At 55.6% G+C, this 17900-nt stretch carries 18 protein-coding genes; 6 read left to right on the top strand and 12 right to left on the bottom strand.

Annotation, left to right across the window (positions count from 1 at the left end):
- Positions 1-12: 12 nt before the first annotated feature.
- The 5 genes from guaA (at position 13) to E3E27_RS06545 (ending at position 2629) form a co-directional block, all read left to right on the top strand.
- The gene (gene guaA / locus E3E27_RS06565; RefSeq protein ID WP_167774074.1) at positions 13-936 is read left to right on the top strand and encodes a glutamine-hydrolyzing GMP synthase; all 924 of its coding nucleotides are present in this window, start codon (positions 13-15) and stop codon (positions 934-936) included.
- A 43-nt stretch (positions 937-979) separates the two neighbouring features.
- Positions 980-1189: an antitoxin family protein gene (locus tag E3E27_RS06560; RefSeq protein ID WP_014788619.1), complete on the top strand. Its 210-nt coding sequence runs from the start codon at positions 980-982 to the stop codon at positions 1187-1189.
- Positions 1186-1632, top strand: a complete 447-nt coding sequence (locus E3E27_RS06555; protein WP_167773907.1) for a type II toxin-antitoxin system VapC family toxin — start codon at positions 1186-1188, stop codon at positions 1630-1632. The genes E3E27_RS06560 and E3E27_RS06555 overlap by 4 nt, the downstream gene beginning before the upstream one ends.
- Positions 1629-2198: a GMP synthase subunit A gene (locus tag E3E27_RS06550; protein ID WP_167773906.1), complete on the top strand. Its 570-nt coding sequence runs from the start codon at positions 1629-1631 to the stop codon at positions 2196-2198. Before E3E27_RS06555 ends, E3E27_RS06550 begins: the two co-directional genes overlap by 4 nt.
- 155 nt (positions 2199-2353) lie before the next feature.
- Positions 2354-2629 carry a TonB-dependent receptor gene (locus tag E3E27_RS06545; RefSeq protein WP_167773905.1) on the top strand — a complete coding sequence of 92 codons (276 nt, stop codon included), beginning with the start codon at positions 2354-2356 and terminating at the stop codon, positions 2627-2629.
- On the opposite strand, the gene E3E27_RS06540 is transcribed toward E3E27_RS06545, so the two are convergent.
- The 11 genes from E3E27_RS06540 to twy1 all read right to left on the bottom strand — a co-directional run bounded on the left by E3E27_RS06540 (position 2584) and on the right by twy1 (position 16960).
- The gene (locus tag E3E27_RS06540; protein WP_167773904.1) at positions 2584-3327 is read right to left on the bottom strand and encodes a DUF2101 family protein; all 744 of its coding nucleotides are present in this window, start codon (positions 3325-3327) and stop codon (positions 2584-2586) included. The genes E3E27_RS06545 and E3E27_RS06540 overlap by 46 nt on opposite strands.
- A gap of 4 nt (positions 3328-3331) precedes the next feature.
- The gene (locus E3E27_RS06535; protein ID WP_167773903.1) at positions 3332-6763 is read right to left on the bottom strand and encodes a DUF2341 domain-containing protein; all 3432 of its coding nucleotides are present in this window, start codon (positions 6761-6763) and stop codon (positions 3332-3334) included.
- Positions 6763-8925 carry a TPM domain-containing protein gene (locus E3E27_RS06530; RefSeq protein WP_167773902.1) on the bottom strand — a complete coding sequence of 721 codons (2163 nt, stop codon included), beginning with the start codon at positions 8923-8925 and terminating at the stop codon, positions 6763-6765. The genes E3E27_RS06535 and E3E27_RS06530 overlap by 1 nt, the downstream gene beginning before the upstream one ends.
- Positions 8922-10412: a hypothetical protein gene (locus E3E27_RS06525; protein ID WP_237266274.1), complete on the bottom strand. Its 1491-nt coding sequence runs from the start codon at positions 10410-10412 to the stop codon at positions 8922-8924. The genes E3E27_RS06530 and E3E27_RS06525 overlap by 4 nt, the downstream gene beginning before the upstream one ends.
- Positions 10409-10891 carry a hypothetical protein gene (locus E3E27_RS06520; protein ID WP_206204820.1) on the bottom strand — a complete coding sequence of 161 codons (483 nt, stop codon included), beginning with the start codon at positions 10889-10891 and terminating at the stop codon, positions 10409-10411. Before E3E27_RS06520 ends, E3E27_RS06525 begins: the two co-directional genes overlap by 4 nt.
- Positions 10866-11309 (bottom strand): hypothetical protein, encoded by a 444-nt coding sequence (locus E3E27_RS06515; RefSeq protein ID WP_167773901.1) that lies wholly within the window; start codon positions 11307-11309, stop codon positions 10866-10868. The genes E3E27_RS06520 and E3E27_RS06515 overlap by 26 nt, the downstream gene beginning before the upstream one ends.
- 2 nt (positions 11310-11311) lie before the next feature.
- A complete protein-coding gene (locus E3E27_RS06510; RefSeq protein WP_167773900.1) occupies positions 11312-11869 on the bottom strand; it encodes a class III signal peptide-containing protein in 558 nt (185 codons plus the stop codon).
- Positions 11870-11908: 39 nt separating this feature from the next.
- The gene (locus E3E27_RS06505) at positions 11909-12538 is read right to left on the bottom strand and encodes a hypothetical protein (protein WP_167773899.1); all 630 of its coding nucleotides are present in this window, start codon (positions 12536-12538) and stop codon (positions 11909-11911) included.
- On the bottom strand, positions 12535-13644 hold the full coding sequence (locus E3E27_RS06500; RefSeq protein ID WP_167773898.1) for a cell division protein FtsZ: 1110 nt from the start codon (positions 13642-13644) through the stop codon (positions 12535-12537). Before E3E27_RS06500 ends, E3E27_RS06505 begins: the two co-directional genes overlap by 4 nt.
- A 7-nt stretch (positions 13645-13651) precedes the next feature.
- Positions 13652-15877: a prenyltransferase/squalene oxidase repeat-containing protein gene (locus E3E27_RS06495; RefSeq protein ID WP_167773897.1), complete on the bottom strand. Its 2226-nt coding sequence runs from the start codon at positions 15875-15877 to the stop codon at positions 13652-13654.
- Between the two features lie 81 nt (positions 15878-15958).
- Positions 15959-16960, bottom strand: a complete 1002-nt coding sequence (gene twy1, locus E3E27_RS06490) for a 4-demethylwyosine synthase TYW1 (protein WP_014788606.1) — start codon at positions 16958-16960, stop codon at positions 15959-15961.
- 144 nt (positions 16961-17104) lie between these two features.
- Between twy1 and E3E27_RS10790 the strand changes: the two genes are divergently transcribed.
- Entirely contained in the window at positions 17105-17239 is a 135-nt protein-coding gene (locus E3E27_RS10790; protein WP_256366091.1) for a hypothetical protein, read from the top strand.
- On the opposite strand, the gene E3E27_RS06485 is transcribed toward E3E27_RS10790, so the two are convergent.
- A complete protein-coding gene (locus E3E27_RS06485; protein WP_167773896.1) occupies positions 17217-17807 on the bottom strand; it encodes a HemK2/MTQ2 family protein methyltransferase in 591 nt (196 codons plus the stop codon). The two genes, E3E27_RS10790 and E3E27_RS06485, sit on opposite strands and share 23 nt — an antisense overlap.
- Between the last annotated feature and the right edge of the window lie 93 nt (positions 17808-17900).

Raw genomic sequence — 17900 nt, 5'->3', positions numbered from 1 at the left:
AAGGTGGTGCTCATGTGGGAGAGGTTCATCGAGGAGAAAGTTGAGGAGATAAGGAATACGGTCGGTGACGGGAAGGCCATAATAGCGCTCTCCGGCGGCGTTGACAGCTCGGTCGCAGCAGTGCTTGCTCACAAAGCGATTGGCGACAGACTCCACGCCGTCTTCGTGAACACCGGCTTCATGAGGAAGAACGAGCCGGAATTCGTCGTCAGGACCTTCCGCGACGAGTTCGGGCTCAACCTGCACTACGTCGATGCCGGCGAGCGCTTTTTCAGAGAGCTCAAAGGCGTAACCGATCCGGAGGAGAAGAGGAAGATAATCGGCAGGGTCTTCATCGAGGTCTTCGAGGAGGTGGCGAGAGAGATTGACGCACAGTTCCTCATTCAGGGAACCATAGCCCCGGACTGGATTGAGAGCAGGGGTAAGATAAAGAGCCACCACAACGTTGGAGGTCTGCCCGAGAGGCTCAACCTCAGGCTGATAGAGCCGCTCCGCGACCTCTACAAGGACGAAGTCAGGGAGCTTGGCAGGGAGCTCGGCCTCCCGGAGAAGATATACAACCGCATGCCCTTCCCGGGGCCCGGCCTTGCCGTCCGCGTCCTCGGCGGGGTCACTCCGGAGAAGGTCGCCATCGTTAGGGAGGCAAACGCCATAGTCGAGGAGGAAATCGAGAGGGCCGGGCTGAGGCCCTGGCAGGCCTTCGCCGTTCTGCTGGGAGTGAAGACCGTCGGCGTTCAGGGCGACATAAGGGCCTACAAAGAAACGATAGCGGTTCGTGTCGTTGAGAGCCTCGACGGCATGACGGCAAATGCCATGAACGTCCCCTTCGAGGTCCTCCAGAGAATAGCCTTCAGGATAACGAGCGAGATTCCAGAGGTTGGAAGGGTGCTCTACGACGTCACCAACAAGCCTCCGGCGACGATCGAGTTCGAGTGAGAACCTTTATTTATTTTCGGGGAGAATTTAAAGCGGTGGGAGCATGGGCGAGATTATCGAGGTGGTTTACGAGAACGGGGTTCTGAAGCCCCTCAAACCACTCAAGCTGAGGGAGGGACAGAGGCTCAGGGTGAGGATATACCGCGGGGACTTCCTTGAGCTGGCCAGGGAGATGAGGGGAGAACTCACGAGGGAGCGCTTTGAGGAGGACCCGACTGATTACCTCCTGCGTCTCAGGGAGGAGGAGACATGAGGGTCGTCATAGACACTTCCGTGGTTTTTCACCTGTTTTCCAGTTTTTACCCGGAAAGGATCAAGGTTGCTGAAAAGGTAATCGAACTTGCCCAGGAGGGCGTTCTTGAACTGTACTCTCCCCGTTTGGGTGAAGTGGAGTTCGTGGCGGTTCTTTCGAGGTACTTCGACCGCGAGCGGGTCGAGAGGGCGTTGGACTACTACAGCGAAATCGTTGTGTGGGTTCCCGAGGAACTGCTCATTGAAGACCTTCGGGAGGTTGCATTTCAGACCCATCACAAGGCCTCGGACATATACTTCATCGCAACCGCCCGCTACCTGGGAGCGGTTCTAGTGACGAACGACAAAAAGATGGCCGAGCTGGCCAAATCTCTCGGCTTACGGGCCTTCTACCTAGTTGATGAGCACGATGAGTTTTTCAAATTCTTGGGGGTGGGGGAATGATAGTCATAATGGACAACGGCGGGCAGTACGTTCACAGGATTTGGCGAACCCTGAGGTACCTCGGCGTCGAGGCGAAGATAATCCCGAACACGACGCCGCTCGAGGAGATAAAGGCGATGAAGCCTAAGGGCATAATTTTCTCCGGCGGACCGGACATAGACAGGACCGGCAACTGCTCTGCTGTTCTTGAGCACTACGAGGAGTTCAACGTCCCAATTCTCGGCATCTGCCTCGGCCACCAGCTGATAGCGAGGCACTTCGGGGGGAAGGTTGGCAGGGGTGAGAAGGCCGAGTACAGCCTCGTCGAGATTGAAATAGTCGAGGAGAACGACATCTTCCGCGGGCTTCCGGAGAGGCTCAAGGTCTGGGAGAGCCACATGGACGAGGTGAAGGAGTTACCCAAGGGCTTCAGGCTCCTCGCGAGGAGCGAGACCTGTCCGGTTGAGGCCATGAAGCACGAGAGCCTGCCAATCTACGGCGTCCAGTTCCACCCCGAGGTTTCCCACACGGAGAGGGGAGCGGAGGTTTACAGGAACTTCGCCAGGCTCTGTGGGGAGCTCGGCTAGTCGGTCCTCTCCTCATTTTTCTCGGCAACGGGTTCTTTCCTCATCGCCCCTTATTTTCAAATGCGCGGCGTTGCTTAAACGTTACTCCTTACGATGCACGATTGCAAGTCCGAAAACTTTTTAAGGTTCCATGTATTACTATCAACGGTGATAGATTGGGGCACACTATCTACTACCGCGTTGAGATCCTCGATTGGGAAGGATTCCGGAAATTCATCGCCAGAACCTGCGAAGGGCTTGGATTCCGGATAATCATGGAGAACGAGAGCGTTCTAATCCTCCCCGAGTGCTCTGGCACCGAACCCCTGGAGATAATGAGGAATGGGGAAGGCTTCGTGAAAACCAACCTCGTTGAGCCCTGCCACTCGATTTTCCTTCTGATTCTTCACTCGGTTTCTTCCTTCGGCTCGGTTGAGATGTGGGAGGACTGACCAAGGTACACCTCGAGTATCCTGATCGGAACCGCGCCCCTAAGCTTCCTGTCCTCGACCAAAAGCTTGACGACCCTTCCCACTGCGAGGTCCTCCACGGCGTCAACCCAGTAGTGACCCGGCTTGACGTTTGCCGCTATGTCGTCGTGGACGAAGACTCTTACGAGGTCTCCCTTTACTTCCTCCACGATGCCGTAGGTGTAGTCCCTTCCGTATCTCTGCTTGAAGTACCAGCGGAACGCCATCACCGCTGCGAAGACCACCAGGAGGTAGCCATAGTAGTAGTAAACCGAGGTAGCGACCCTTCTCACGAGGGTGTAGCCAAGGAACGCGGCCAGGGTTACGGCCGAGATTCCGTAGTAGAAAGCCCGATATGGCTCGGGGTCTATGAAGAAGCTCCAGTTCTTGGCGAGTGTGTACCTGATGTACAGGAAGTACAGCCCTCCAAACACCGCTATCCAGATGGGGTTCAGCCGGAGGAGGAGCATTGCCAGATTGGCAAAGAGGTAAAGGAGAAACGCCACCTGCAGCCTTAAGCTTAGGAACTCGTGAACCGTCAGCGGTTTTTTGGTGAGCCTCTTCATCAGACTGAAGTCCGGTGGCCTTTCCCCGGGAGTGGGAAAAAGAAATGCCCTGACCTTGGCACCGGCTGAGTACACCGATTCACCAATGCGGTAGAGGAAATCTTCCAGCCCCATGATTTCACCTCTTCAGCAGGTCGTTCGCTCCTTCAGCTCCAAAGATGGCAGTGGCTGTTTCGTAGTCCATGAAGAACGGAACTTCCAGAGGATTGCCGAGCACCGTGTTCACGTCGTCCGGATAGGCGTAGGAGATGCCCCATATGCGGTATCCCTGCCCTGTTATGGAGGTTCCCTCTTTGAAGTAGTAGTTGAGGAAGTTGTAATCCACGCTGGAAACGCCCTCCTCCGGGTTCTTCTGGAGGTCGCTGAACAGGTTGTACAGTTTCTCATCGTAGGTCCTGTAGGGAACCATGAAGCTGACGAGGCCTATCGGGTAGTACTCGTCACCGTACTTTATCCCGAGCTCGTCCTGCATCTCCATCGCGAGCCTGAAGTAGTTGGCGTGGTTGTCGTCGCTGTTCTCCAGCCTCTCAAAGAAGGACCAGCCGGAGTAAGTTCCGAAGTACTTCATATCCATCACGCACTCCACGAAGGGCTGGAGATCGTAGGCTTTGGAGTTGTAGGTGGCTGTGGTTTCGGGGGCTGTTTCAACGCCCGAGGATGTTATCTGGGCTGGTTTGACGGGGTAGTAGTTGCCGAGGCCGATTACTATCCAGTCAAAGTACGCATCGTTGTCGCGGGTGTTATCGATGACGATTCCGACCTTCAGGCTATCCGCGGGATATCCCGACACAGAGGTTTCGACGCGATTGATGGAACCCGTGGAGGATATGCGCGCAAAGGATAGTTCAACATTGCCGTTGGAGGGTGTGAAGTTCACCTCATAGCGGTAGGTGTATGAGGTGTAGGTTGGAGCGCTTGACGTCGAGACCAGGCTGTCCCCCCAGTCCTTCAGTATTCCCAGGAAATCGCCGCCGTGATCCTCACTGGTGGCGCTCGTGTCGTCTATGAACTGAAGGCTGTTGGATATTGCGTGGTTTGTTATATCGTACGACAGCTTATCGTCGTCTATCAGCTTCCTGACGAATATCCAGTCGTAGGTTGCTCCCCTGTCTTCGTCTTCGCTGTCTATGACTAGGAATATGTATTTCAGGTAGGAGTAGAGGGTCTTGTAAGTTTCATCGTAGTTGTTGGTAACGTCTCTCGTGAAGTCCGTGAAGCTCGCGCTGGTGTTGTAGATTTCCTTGACTTCATAGGTGTGGTAGTCGTAGTCTCTGTTCGAAACCTGCCCGTCGTCGAGGTCGTCGTTGTCATACCACCAGTTTTCTATCCACCAGGTTCCAGAGTATCCCCATTCCGCCCAGTGAATTGCCATGGGATCGTTCCCGCTGTTTATATCATCGGTGAAGAGTTGTTCGGCTATGTAATATCTAGCCCGCCGATTCGTCCCTACCAATCTGATCCAACCGTCCCACACACCAATTCCCGCGTCCCAGTCCCTTCTGGAATCAAAGTTTGGCTTCATTCTGAACCTGACCGCAAAGTCGTATGTTATGTCCAGCGGGTCCTTGTTCACCATCGCAAACAGTGAATCTCCCCCGTCTATAGTTACTGTCCCCGTACCTTCTGGGTTCAAACTAACCCCTGCCCCCTGGTCGTAGGGGTCGATTGTCCACTTTGAAAGGGTCTCGTTAAAGTCATCGAAGAAGGGGAACACGGCCTCGCCGTTGCCCCTGCGGTAGGTTCCGGTGTTGTACCTGATGTAGAAGGTTCCCGGCAGATCCCCACGTATCCATATGAGGGCGCCGTCGTCGTTCCAGTACTCTATCCAGAACGGCAGGGGAGACGTCATCTCCGGGTCGGAGTACACTTCAATCTGGGCCTCGTTCAGGTCGTTATGGAGGATCACCTGGGCTATCGTGGAATTTAGGTGCACGGGTATCTGAACGTCCCTGACGTTTGAGGGGTAGTTCACTCTGATCCTGAGGTACCCTTCCTGCACGATCGCCTCAGGCTCCACCTGTGTCCCCGCGTCGAAGTCCCTCACCGCCCTTTCAGGGGCCATCTTGAACCTGATGAAAAAGCTCCCGCTGAGGGTGTCGAGAGTCTGGAGGACGAGCTTCTCCGCACCGGCGGGAACCACCACGTTGCCGTTTCCGTCCAGGTACGCCCCGCCCGGATTCTCCCAGAGTGCGGAGTTCGGGGCTGAACCTGCGCTGCCATCAAAAGTGTCTATCAGCCAGAACATTTGGTCCACGTTATACCCGGTAGTTGCCCTAGCTGGGTCGTCGGTGAAGTATATTGAGTAGGTAGTTCCGGTGGACTTTATCCAGATCCAAGCGTAGGTGCTTCCCCAGTACTCTATCCAGAAATCCACCTGGCCGCAGTTGCCATTTCCGTCGTATATTACCAGCGATGCCATGTCTTCCGTGGCGTATATGCCTGGGAACATCGAGGTCGGGACCTTCAGGAGAACGAGGCTTCCCTGGGGTGTCCAGGGTATTGTGATGTTAACCCTCCATTTGTAGGAAGCGTCGCACCAGTTGCTCGAGCTGGTGTCGCTGAAGACCAAGACTCCAAGATCCCCCGTTTTAAAAACCTTAGATGGGTCCACCGGGTCCCCTCCAGGCTGGAATACCGTCCCGTTCAGGAAGGGAGTGCCATCGGAGGGGCTTCCTGACTTCAAAACGTACGCGTGGGCGTCGGCGTTGGGATAGGTTGGACCGAAGAAGATGTAATCCAGATCTGGGGCGCTCTTGTATATCCCGGCCACGTGGTCCCTGTCGCTGTTGCCGTTGCCGTAGAGAACCTTCATCGGCCTGTCTATGAGCTCGGGATAGGTGTAGTTGCAGGGCTGAATGGAGCGGAAGTACCTTCCGTTCGTGAGGGCCGAGAACATCGGATCCTCGAGATCCTGTATGGAGATTATGGAGTAAACGTACCCTTTTCTCGGGATCTGCCCTTCATAAATAACATTGCTGGCCGAGTCGTATATCTTAACGTTCTCCAGTCTGGCCCTTATGACGATCCTGAATGAGTCAAGGGGGGCAACGGTTATGTCCACGTTGTTGATGAGGAAATCCCTCAGCTCGCGGTCGCTCATCGTCTGGAGGTCCGTCAGGGGGGTGTTGCTTATCTCCATCGTGTAGCCCTGCTTTTTCAGTTCGGTGGAGACGTTTATCAGCCACTTCTTCAGCGTTTGATCCTTCATTATCTTGTCCACGTAGCTCTGGGAGATTCCACTGGCCTCTTTAAAGAGCACCAGGTCACGAATGGTGACGTTGGCAGGGCTGGTCTGGGGATCGAGGAAATTGCCAGTGCTGGCTATGTAATCAACGACCGTGACCAGGGCCCTCTTTCCTGATATCTCCAGGGCCCTTTGGAGGTCCAGCTCGACGTACGATACGACTCTATACGTTCTCTCAACCTGCATTTTCTCGCTCTGGGCGAAGATTATCTGGGAGGAGACGTCCTCGTAGGTGGCGAGGAGGAGCATCAGGGGTATGATTAGGAGTATGACCGTGGAGTTTATGATGTAGGCTCTCCTTCTCATCAGCCTTCCCTCCAGACGCGAAGGGTTATTGTTATCGGTTCAAAGAGTCCAGGGATGTTTCCCATTGAGACGAAGTCGATCCTGACACTCTCGGGCAGGTCCACGTCTATAGGATTCTCCCTGGAGCCGTCGAAGGGTTCGCTCTTCCATTCGTCGGGGTTTTGGTCGTTTTCATAGTTCAGCTTCTCGAACAGCCTGAGTATCGCGTCGTCCACCGCGTATCTGGTGGGATCGAGTTCATCTATAGATATGTCCTTGTATGGGGGGTCGCCTATGAGGATCGTTCTGGGCTCGCTGTTGGGCCCGTAGTAGTACTGGAGGCGGTAGCCCTGGTAATCGGGGTATCCCTGGAGGGCCTTGGGGAACACCTCGCCGTAGCCCGCGTAACCCTCGATGAAGTACTTGATTATTCCCCTGGTGGCACCCTCCCTGTAAGAAGTCCCACCCTCGTTCACTCCAACGGACAGGATGGCGGTGAAGGTGTTGTCGCCTTCCCTCATCATCCAGTCGAACATCTTGGTGTAGGCTATCCTTATGGCATACCTTCCGTTGGGACCCGAGTAGAACTCCTCTCCGTTCTCCTCAAGGGTCTGGGTGGTGGAACTGCTGAAGCAGTAACCGACCCACAGGTCCGCATACCAGGGAATAGCCTTGGAAGGAAGGGTGTACGAGACGCTCATGCTCCTGTACGTTTGGACGCCGCAGTAGTAACCCGTGGGGTCGCTGTATGTGGGGTCGTTGTAGTCCACGTATATGGACAGGGGTATGCTGTATCTTGAGGTGGCGACCTTTGAAACGTAGTCAATCTTAACGTACGAATCGGGGTATCCGTAGAGAACCCTCTCGCGCACACCTCCGCAGTCGTTGCAGGGGTACGAGTCCGAGCTGGCGCCTCCGTAGTAGAAATGCTGCTTATCATCATCGTACTTGGCGTCCACGGCGATAACGAAGTCGAAGACCATCTTTGAGAGGTCCTCGTAGGTTATCCCGTAATCATCGAGGGCGTCCGCTATAGTACTGTTCGTGAACTCCACCGTCTCGATGGAATTGGGATCAACCCTCTTCTCTGCTAGGAGGTAGAGGTTTCCGCCGAGACCGTAGTAGAGCCTGACGACTTCGGCGCCCTCAACCTTGAACTTCATGTCGATAGATGTAATGTTTCCGGGGACAAAGTTTTCCAGTAGGTACATGAAGCCCGTGTAGCTGGAGGTTATGTTGTAAACCTTCACCAGGCCGGGATCATCGACGTTGAGTGAGTTGGACTTATAGTTCACGTAGATCGTGGTACCGCTACCTATTCCTATTTCCCCTGCGGGAGAGTCCCGGAAGACCATCTTCACCTCGTTATCGCCTGGGACGAGGTACCTCTCGAGGTTCGGGGCGTTGGGCTCTGAATAGGTCAGCGTCACCTTCTGCCCGTTTATGTACACGTCCTCTTCCTCGTAGAGCCTGTGTATGAAGTTGCCGTCGGCCTCGTATATGGAATCCTCATCTACTGCCGGAATGTTTATCTTCCTCGTGACCGTCAGGGTGTTGCTTGTACCATCACTTGACTCCGCCGCGGCGAGAACCCTGAACCAGCCAAAGAGGTCGCTCCTCGTGTACTCCGCCTTGGTCAGAAACGCCCTCGCCATATAGCCCCTGGGGGTCTGGTTGTAGGCGTAGCCGCTTATTATGAGGGTGGCGGGAATTACGTCGGGTGAGGCTGAGGAGTCGGAGCCGGTCTTTTTAAGGTACGGGCTGGTGTAGTCGTTTATCATCATCTCGTAGTTGTAGCCCTTCAGGGTGTTGTTGAGTACGTAACCCATTATTATCTCGGCCTTGTGTTTAAAATCGACTTCAGGATAGAGCGGGTCGGTGGCCCAGTAAGTTGAGACTATGTCTATCGGCGACATATCCGGAGTCACGAGCGTTGTGTTGATGACCGGGTCGGTTCCGCTCATCCACTCCTCCAGCTTCTCCGGCGGCACCAGTTCTCTCAGCGGTACTGTTCTAAGCATCGTTAGCGTGTCCTCGGCCAGGTACTTGCTCTGGGAGCGCATGTAGGTTGAGTAGACCTGACTTGACGTGCTCGTGACCTGGACCATGCTGACCACGAACATGGTTACCAGGAGTACTGCGAGGACCGCGTCCAGGGTGAACACGAAACCCCTTCTCCTCATGAGTCATCCCACACGCTGAGTCTTAAAACTGCCAGGCTCACCTGGGGTTTCATCAGGGTGTTTATCCCGTTGAGGTCGATGAACTGCATAACGTTGACGTCCTTCATCTTGTAAACCCACACGTAGATGTCAAGGCTCTCGCCCTGCTTCACCGTGGTCAGGAAGTCGTTCCAGGGTATGACGATGTAATCCGGGCTGGGGGAGGAGTAGTAGTGCACCACGTTGTTTCCGTTGATGGTCTGGTTAATTATGGCCTTCATGGTGGGATCCTCCTCGGTGCGGTACGCGGCGAGGACGGAGTAGCCTGAGACGTTGGTGCCCCTGAGCCACGCCACGAGCACGACGTAACCCGGGTCGGAGAACTCTATCTTGAAGCTCATGTAGTCTGGAACCGTCGTGGTTAGAGTGCCCACGTACATCTCCTTTGGAAGGTCGGAGGGGGTCACGGTGTACTGGCTTGAGTATATCATCTTGCTCATCGGCACGCGCCTCTCGGAGTAGGTCACCCAGGGCGACCTGTCCATCGAGGCCTTTATTTCGTCAGGATCGTTTACAAACTCGCCGTTAATCAGGGTGATGTTGTAATCGGCGTGAACGACCTCCGTAGCGTAGATGTACTTTATCACCAGATCAGACGAGGAAACCCCGCCCTGCTGTCCCCACCAGACCGTGCCTTCCCAGGTCGTCCTCACCTGCTGGCCCTGGCGGTGGTAGGGTATCCAGAGCTCGTAGGTACCGTTGTCAAGCTTTGCCCAGCCTATCAGGAGGTAGCCGGTCTCCACCTCTATGTGAACCGTGACTCCTGTGGGTATCTCGTAGTTCACCGGCCCGCCGGGACTTCCCCCACCTGGAACATCAACCCTCACGCTTCCACCTTCGATGAGCTTGAAAACGAAGGTCTCGCCGGCGCTGATGTTTATCACGTTGGGAATGTTTCCAACACCCTCAAGGTCCACCCTCTCGGGGTCTATCCACTCCGCGTATATGCCCCTCCCATAGGCGTATCCCCTGACTGGGGTTATGGAGAGGTGTCCTCCTGAGGGGACATCAACCGAGCCTTCCGTGGTGGGTGGCACTACTGTGACGTCGCCCTCGATCTCGATTCTGGTAAGGAAAAAGCCCAGGCTGAAGTCCTTCCCGAGGCTGAGGTTTGAGAGCGCCTCCTTGAGAGCCTCGTCGTTGTTCTGGTACGCCTCGTTCAGGGCCTCGATTTTGTTGTAGTCAATTGTGTCGGGGTAATCTGGGTTTTCCAGTCCTAGCTGTACCATAGATGAGGGATTGGTCTCCCAGTTGTCCGGGCTTCCGGGGGTTTTCATTATCAGATCGAGCATGTTGTCGCCTATGTTGCTTCTCTCGTACCAGCCTACCATCGTGGTTATCTCGTTCTTCATTGCCGTCGAGGTCGTGCTGACCATACCGAGGATCATGATCACTATTATCAGTGAGAGCATCGCGTCCAGCGAAAGTACCTGTCCCCTCCTTCTCATGCTCTCACCACACTCACGACTATTACCACCTCTCGCCCCCCATAGTATAGGGTGTCCCCAACGAGCCTCGCGTTGCCGCTCTCGGCGAGGTCGCTGATTATGAATGCCCTTATCGTTCCGGCTATCGCGTCGTCCCCGAGGTCAATCTTTCCCGAGTACTCTATTATGATGCCTACCGTTATGGTGTCCTTGCTCTCGCTGGAGGTCACTCCCACAACACGGAATGCCTTGTAAGTGTAGTTGGACTCCGTTATGATTGCGTTGAGGATTCTTTGGGGATATCTATCTGTCGTGACTCCAGAGTTCAGGTAGGCGCAGGCGCTCGCGGCCGAGTTCTTAACGTAGGCCACTACCGTGGCCGTGTCGCTTTCCTTAATATAACCGGGTGTCATCAAGGCTATGCCGGTGAGGATTATACCCACGATGAAGAGCACCTCAATGGCCGTCTGTCCCCTACGGCGACGTCTGGATTTCAACATACGTCACACCCCCGTCCTCTCGCGCGACGATCCAAACCTCGTCGGTATCCTGATTCAACTGCACCGAGCTGTCGGTGTATATGGGCACCGGGCTCTTCTGGACCACCGTGTACGTATTCCCTCCGATGATACCTATGACCGTTATTGTGTCGTCATCGGCGTTCAGTCTGATTACTATCCCCTCCCCGCTCTTGAGGGGGAACGGTGAGGTTTTCCTCACGCTGAACCCGTCCCCGGAGGCGTATACCTTGGCCACGGTGTCCCTGATGTCCACAGAGAACACCTTGAGCCTCGCGGTCACGTCAAAGGTTTCGGCGTTGCCTTTCTCGCTCGTGGCTATGTAGACCACGTTGAGCATCGTTATCATCACAAGCGTAACTGCGAACAGAAAGTCAAGGCTTATCTGGCCCTTTCTCATCTTCACCCACCGGGGTTGATGTTTATCGTGATTTCCAGGTAGCTGCCGACGACGGCGGCGCTCCAGTCCTCGTCCCTGCTCGGGTCCCACTCAACGATTATCCTGATGGACTTTGAAGGGAGACCGTCTGGGAACAGTATTCCCTTTCCCTTAGAAGTGTAGGGCATCTCCGTCGTGACCGTGTTCTTCTCGGCGCCGTTCGCGTCTTCCGTTATGAGGTTGTCACCGACTCCCACGAACACCAGGTTGCCGGACGACCCGACGCTCACCTTGGCCGAGCCAAAGGCCTTCTGGAGGTAGTCGGGCTCGGCCAGGTAGGTTACCTTTGCGTATGTGGTAGATTTCGCCCCAGGCCCCTGGGCGTAGACCTGCGCTATCGTACCTGCTATCGCATTGGCGAGGCTTTTCTCCTCGAGGAGCACCTGCATCTTGAGGGTTTCCGTTGATGTTGATCCTTCCTTGAACGTCACGCTGTTCACGGAGTACAGCATAAGCACGAGCATTATTCCAAACACGAGCATGAACTCCAGCGAAACCTGACCACGTCTCACTAACTTCATCTTTCTCCCCTCACTATCGGTATATCTTTGAACATCTATTTAATGGTTGCCCCTGGAGTTTTCGGCCCGTACCACCGCGAAAAGCCCCGTTCTGAGTTTCCTGGTTTCTATTCCAAAGTAATCCCCACTGAAAAGCTTGAACTTGTAACGCTCCGGGTCGAGACCGTGCTTATTGACGAGGGTTCTAAGCTCGTCTATGAAGAACTGGGTGAGTTCATGGTAGATTAGGTCAAAGCGCTCCCTGCTCGAATCCCGAATGAAAACTGCCAGCGGGAGGATTGAGAGGCCGAGGAGAAAGTACGGCTGGCCCGTGAGGGTCGAGACAACTACGGAAGCGGCTACAACGGCGCTCAGGACGGTGTAACCAATTTTCTCTAGCCTCTTTAGTTTTTTTATCTCCTTCACCTTCCGCTCCCAGATGTCAAGCAGAGCGGGGTTGTAGAAGTCGAAGGCGGTGTGGCGCTTCCCCTTCGCCATTCTCTCTCTTATCAGGTCGTCCCAGTCGTCCTTGTAGTAGATGACCTCGCCGTGGAGCTTTGCCCGCTCGGCATCGAGGGAGGAGATTATCCTTATTATGTCCTCCGCACTCTCGTGGGCAATGTGGGAGTAAACTTCTCTCTCATCGAGGTCCAGCGCCGCCTCCACGGAGTCCCTGACGACCTCGCTCATTCCCCTCCCTCCCCTGCTTCGTTCTCAGCGGGATAGATGTCGTCGAAGTCAGGCAGGCCGCTCAGGAGCTCTCTCTTCCTAGTCTCTGCCTCCTCCTTGGCCTTCATGAATGACTTGGCGTAGTTCTTGGCGGTCACTATTATCTCCTCGATGCTCCTGCTCTCGTAGATTCCGCTCAGCAGGGTCACCACCTCGACCTCCCTCTCCCTGGGGTCAGGATAGAAGCCCCTGAAAATCTGCTTGCCCCTTATCTTGTTGGTGAGGTAATCCAAGGCCTCAAAGATGTCGCCGGCTTTCAGAACCTCCGGTGGACCGTGGACGGCGACGAGGCCGTAGAGGGCCGATTCGATGTTTGCGTCTAGGTAAAGGCCTTCGCTCTCGAACGACCTGATGATGAGCCTTGACAGGCTCTTGACCTTGCCTGCATCTGCCTTTGCGTAGCCGACCGTCGCGAAGCTTCCGAAGGCCTTGAGGACGAACTTCAGATCGCTGGCATCGAGGGTCTGTTCGCCAGGGACATCGACCAGGGCCAAAAGCGAGGCTATGCGCTCTACTATCGTGTAGTTGATTCTCTCGTAGGCATGGCTTATGTCGTCGTTGCCCTCCTTGAGCTTGTTGTTGTCTATGGCTATTATCGAGTCCGCTATCTTGGAGAGCTTATCTATCGTTATGGCGGCGTTGATGGTAGGCCTTATGCCCTCCTCCCTGAGGGGGAGTGCCCCAATAGCAACGACGAGTGAATCCGGGTACTCCTCCTTGAGGGCCTCCGCCAGAACCGGCGTTCCTCCAGCTCCAGTACCTCCACCGAAGCCGAAGGTGAGGAAGAAGATGTCCACGTCCTCATAGCCGATTATCGAGCCTATCTTCCTCATGACCACCTGTAGGTCCCTCTTCATGGCCTCCCTCCCGAGGAGGGGGTTCGCATTGACGCCCTTTCCGCCCGTTATGCTCTCGCCTATGAGTATCCTCCTCTCCGCCGGAATGTGTTTGAGGTACTCGAGGTCGCCCCGGGAGGTGTTTATCGCAAGCGCCTCAAAATCAACGAGAGAAAAGAGGTCGGCGATTTTAGTTCCGCACTGGCCGACCCCGATGATTAGAGCCCTCACTTCCCTATCACCCCACCACTATTACTCTCACCCTACCGTTCTCGCTGACGAAGACCATTGCGCTTCCGCCTATGTACTTGATGAATCCGGTCGTGAAGATGTCCCTAACTGTCTCCTCGCCTCCTTGCCCGTAGAGGACGAAGAGAACAACTCCTTCTGGCGTCTTGCCGGGTATCAGGGCAACCGACCCGTTCATCGGGACGGTGACGTTGCCGACGGTGACGTTATCGCTGCCGATGTGGAATGGCAGGTAGGGGTTGTAGGGTCTTATGCTGTAGTCGCCGAAGCTGGCTATGACTATGTAGCTACCATCGCCGATCTCGGTGCCGTTGGAAGCAATGAAACCGCCGCTGAAGGCGTCGTTCAGGTAGTCCACTATCTCCGCCACGCTCTCGTTCTCCATCTCGGGGGCAATGACCTCAAAGAGGTCGGTGTCCATGTATGCCCTCACGTCGTTGAGGCTGACCGGCGGCACGTACTGGAAGCGGCTGAGGTAGAGTATCGCGCTGGCGGTTTCTATGGGTTTGTTCCTTATCAGCCCGCTGTCCCTGGCGTTCATCACGAAGTCAAGGGTCTCGGAGGTGTAGTTGTAGCCGTGCCTCAGGAGCAGGTCAGTGGCGCGGACCGTCAGCTCGACGCTCGGAGTCCCGGGGTACTCCCTGTTCTTCTGCCAGACGTAGTAGGTCTTCCAGTAGGCCCAGCCGCCGTTCACCCTCTGCTCGATCAGCCACTCAAGGTGGGGTTTGAGCTCGTCCGGGGTGGCTATTTCCTCAAGGGCCTCGAGGACGGTTATCGTGGTGAGGACGTCGGGCTTGAGCATGTAGGAGAAGTGGGGCGTCGTGACGTGGGTTCCCCAGCCGCCGCTGCTTATGCTTAAAAGCCACTCCTTGGCGGCCTGGATAAGGGTGTCGTTTGCGGGTACGCCGAGGTCAAGGAGGGCCTTTACCGCCAGGGCCGTGTCGTAGGGCTGTGGGCCGAGGACAGTGTTGCCCCAGAGGCCGTAGTCGAGCTGGGCGTTCCTTATGGTTTCTATCGCCTGGGCCTTCTCCTCCTCACCCAGCAGGCCGTAGTGGAGGAGGGTCTCAATGGCGTAGTAGTAGCCGACGGACATTCTTCCGTTTTCCCTCACCCACAGGGAGTCCCTCTCGTAGGCCCCCCTGACCCAGCTGAGGGCCCTCTCAACGCTCTCATTGGGTGGGTAGCACTTCTCGAGCCCGAGCAGGGCATAGTAAGTGGCCTTCTCGTCGCTTGGCTCGTTGAGGACCAGCCCCCAGCCGCCGTCAGGATTCTGCATGTTCTTCAGCTCCCTGCAGGGCATGGCGTAGGGGTTGATGGCCTCGCTTGGAATGGTGACCTTTAGGGGGTGCGAGAGCGCCATCAGGGCGAAGGAAGTGGAAGCTATTACCTCGGTCTGGGAGGTCAGCTTGGGGGTGTTGAACCAGAAGAAGACGTCGCCGGAAGCCCTGCCCTCTTCCTCAAGCATCTTGAGGGCCCTGGCAACGTCGAGATCCAGGGGGGAGACGAGAACGAGGGCGTAGGTCAGCATGGCCCTCTCCTTGGTCTCAAGGTTCTCCTTCAGCAGAACGTCCTTTAGCTGGTCCGCAACCTCGCTCCCCAGCGGGTAGCCCGTGCTGTGGTAAGCTATGACCCTAAGGGCAAGGAACTCGTAGCTCGAGATCTCGCAGGAAGAGGCATTGACGCTCTCCAGGTATTTAACTGCATCACGGACGGTTCTGCTGTTGTAAGTGTAGCCGTTCTCTCCGAGGGCCCAGAGGGCCACGACGGTTGGATAGCAGGAGACCGGTGTCCCGGGTACGTAGCCCCAGCCGTTTTCCTCCTTGGCTGAGAGGAGGTAGTTAATCCCGGCGTCAATGGCTCTCTTGACGTCCCTTGCCTCCCAGACGTCCATCAAGGGGTATGCCCTGGTGAGTGCTATCACGGCGTAGGACGTGTCAAGGACGTTGCTGGGTTCGTTGAAGTAATATCCCCAGCCACCGTCTGCGTTCTGCTCCTTTAAAAGCTCGTCCACGAGGACCTCGATATCGGGAGTTACGTCCCACTTAACATCATCGCGTGCCGAGATCAGGGCCATGAGTGCCAGGCTTACCTCCCTTGTCTGCTTTGTGCTCTGGGAAGCCCCGCTGAGAAACGTCACGGAGCCGTCTATCGTTCCGGCGCCAACGGCTGGAATCAGCATGAGAACAATCATTATTGTGGCCAGAGCCTTCTTCATCACCTTACACCCCTAAGCAGATTCTAAGGGCTGGGAATAAATAAACTTTTTCCATCTGGCGGCAAAATAAAGGGAAGAAGCTCAGTGCTTTATGAATCTGCCGCCGATTCCAGTTCCGTGGGAATCGACGTCGTCGCGCATTATGAGCACGACCCTGCTCGGCTCGTACTCGTCCTCGATGTGGTAGCCGGGTAGGTGTTTGACGAGCTCCTCGGCGAAGGCCCTGATCTCCCCGTGCCTCGGCATGTTGTTGATGGTGAGCCTATTGCGCGAGAAGCCGACAAACATGTAGGCCTTTGCCTCGACGAACATCGGGCTGGCGAGCCTTATCAGCTTTGCATAGCCCTCTGGGTTGTGCATATTCTCCCCCTTGACGAGGGTCAGCCTTATCACCGTCCTGGTCTGGGCGTCCTTCATGAGCCCCAGCGTCTCCTTTATCTTCTCCCAGCCGTCGGGAATCATCGGGACGTTCACACGGTTGTAGGTCTCGATGTCCGGGGCTGTCAGCGAGACGTAGAGCTGGGTCGGTAGCTTGTCCTCCTTTATCATCTCCTCAAGCCTCTCCGGAACCGTTCCGTTGGTGACTATGAAGGTCGTGAAACCGCGCTTGTGGAACTCCTCCACCAGGTCGCCCATGTAGGGGTAGAGCATTGGCTCGCCCGAGAGGCTTATTGCGGCATGCCTGGGGTTCCATGCCTCCTCGAACTTCTTCATGTTTATGCCCGGCATGCCTTTGTAGCCCACGAGGAGCTTCCTCTGGGCCTTTATGCTCTCCTCGACGATGAAGGCCGGGTCGTCCCAGGGCTGGGGCAACTCGGTTCCCAGGAAGCCCTCCATCGGGCGCCAGCAGAATATGCAGTTGTGGGTGCACCATGCCGTAACCGGCGTCATCTGCAGGCAGCGGTGGCTCGCTATGCCGTAGAACTTCTGCTTGTAGCAGAAGCGGTCGTGCTTTATGCTCTCCTTGAGCCAGTGGCAGAGCTTCACCGAGCTGTGCCTGCCCACGAGCGCGTAGTGCTGCTTCCTGAAGAGGCTCGCTATCTCCTCCGGCATGTTCGGGTTGGACTTGAACGTTAACGCCATTAGCCTCACCTAACACTCTCTCTGGGTTGGCTTTGGGCGAGCCTTTTAAAAAGGTGATGGGTCGGGACTGCGTAGTGTTTCATCGTCGAAAAATGCTTCGTCAATCTGCGAAAGGTTTAAAAGATGCCACCCGCTTTCCTCTTCATGCTCGAGGTAAAGCCCGGATCCGCGCTGAAGGCAAGGGAGATTGAGGTGGACTTTTTTGAGGAGGACGTGGACGCCCCGGAGAGGCCGAGGGTGAGGCTCCTCTTCGAGGTCAGGCGCGCCCTCTTGGCATAACGGCGTTTATAAGAACGATATCCTCAAAAAAGACGTGCCTCTTAGCCACTACCTTTCCCACCAAACCAACTTCGTCCAGCATTTTTAGCGTCTCTTCCACCCCGGTTATGGAGCTCTGGACTATCTGGACGGTTCCGCCGGGTTTGAGATGTTTTGGGACCTCCCGAATGAACCGGTCGAGGACTTCCCTTCCGGTTTCGCCGCCCACGAGTGCCAGGTCTATCGGCTCCTCCGGCTCCCCGGGCAGGTAGGGGGCGTTGAAGGTTACCACGTCGAACTTCCCCTCAACCCTCTCAAACAGGTCGCTCAGGCGGAACTCGACGTTTTTCACGCCGTTTAGTTGGGCGTTTTGGTTGGCGAGCTCGACCGCGAGGGGGTTGATGTCCACGCCCAGAACAAAGCGGGCTTTTCTCGCCATCAGGAGTGCTATAAGCCCCGTGCCTGTTCCAACGTCGAGGGCGAGATCGCCCTCCCTAACCGCGAGGTTCTCCGCGAGCAGGAAGGTATCCTCTGCCGGCTCATACACCTGGGGGTGTAGTTCAATCCTAATTCCGTAGTAGGTTGGCATGGTGCACTTATGGCGTTCTCTCTTTTTTAGCTTAATGCCGGCAGGGATTCCGAAAATTTTTCGAAATTTCTCGTTGTTGTCTTCTAATTTGTC

The organism is Thermococcus sp. MV11 (assembly GCF_012027285.1).
Taxonomy (GTDB): Archaea; Methanobacteriota_B; Thermococci; order Thermococcales; family Thermococcaceae; genus Thermococcus; species Thermococcus cleftensis.
The sequence above is the reverse complement of the archived record's forward strand: the minus strand, read 5'-3'. Positions and strand labels throughout refer to the sequence as shown.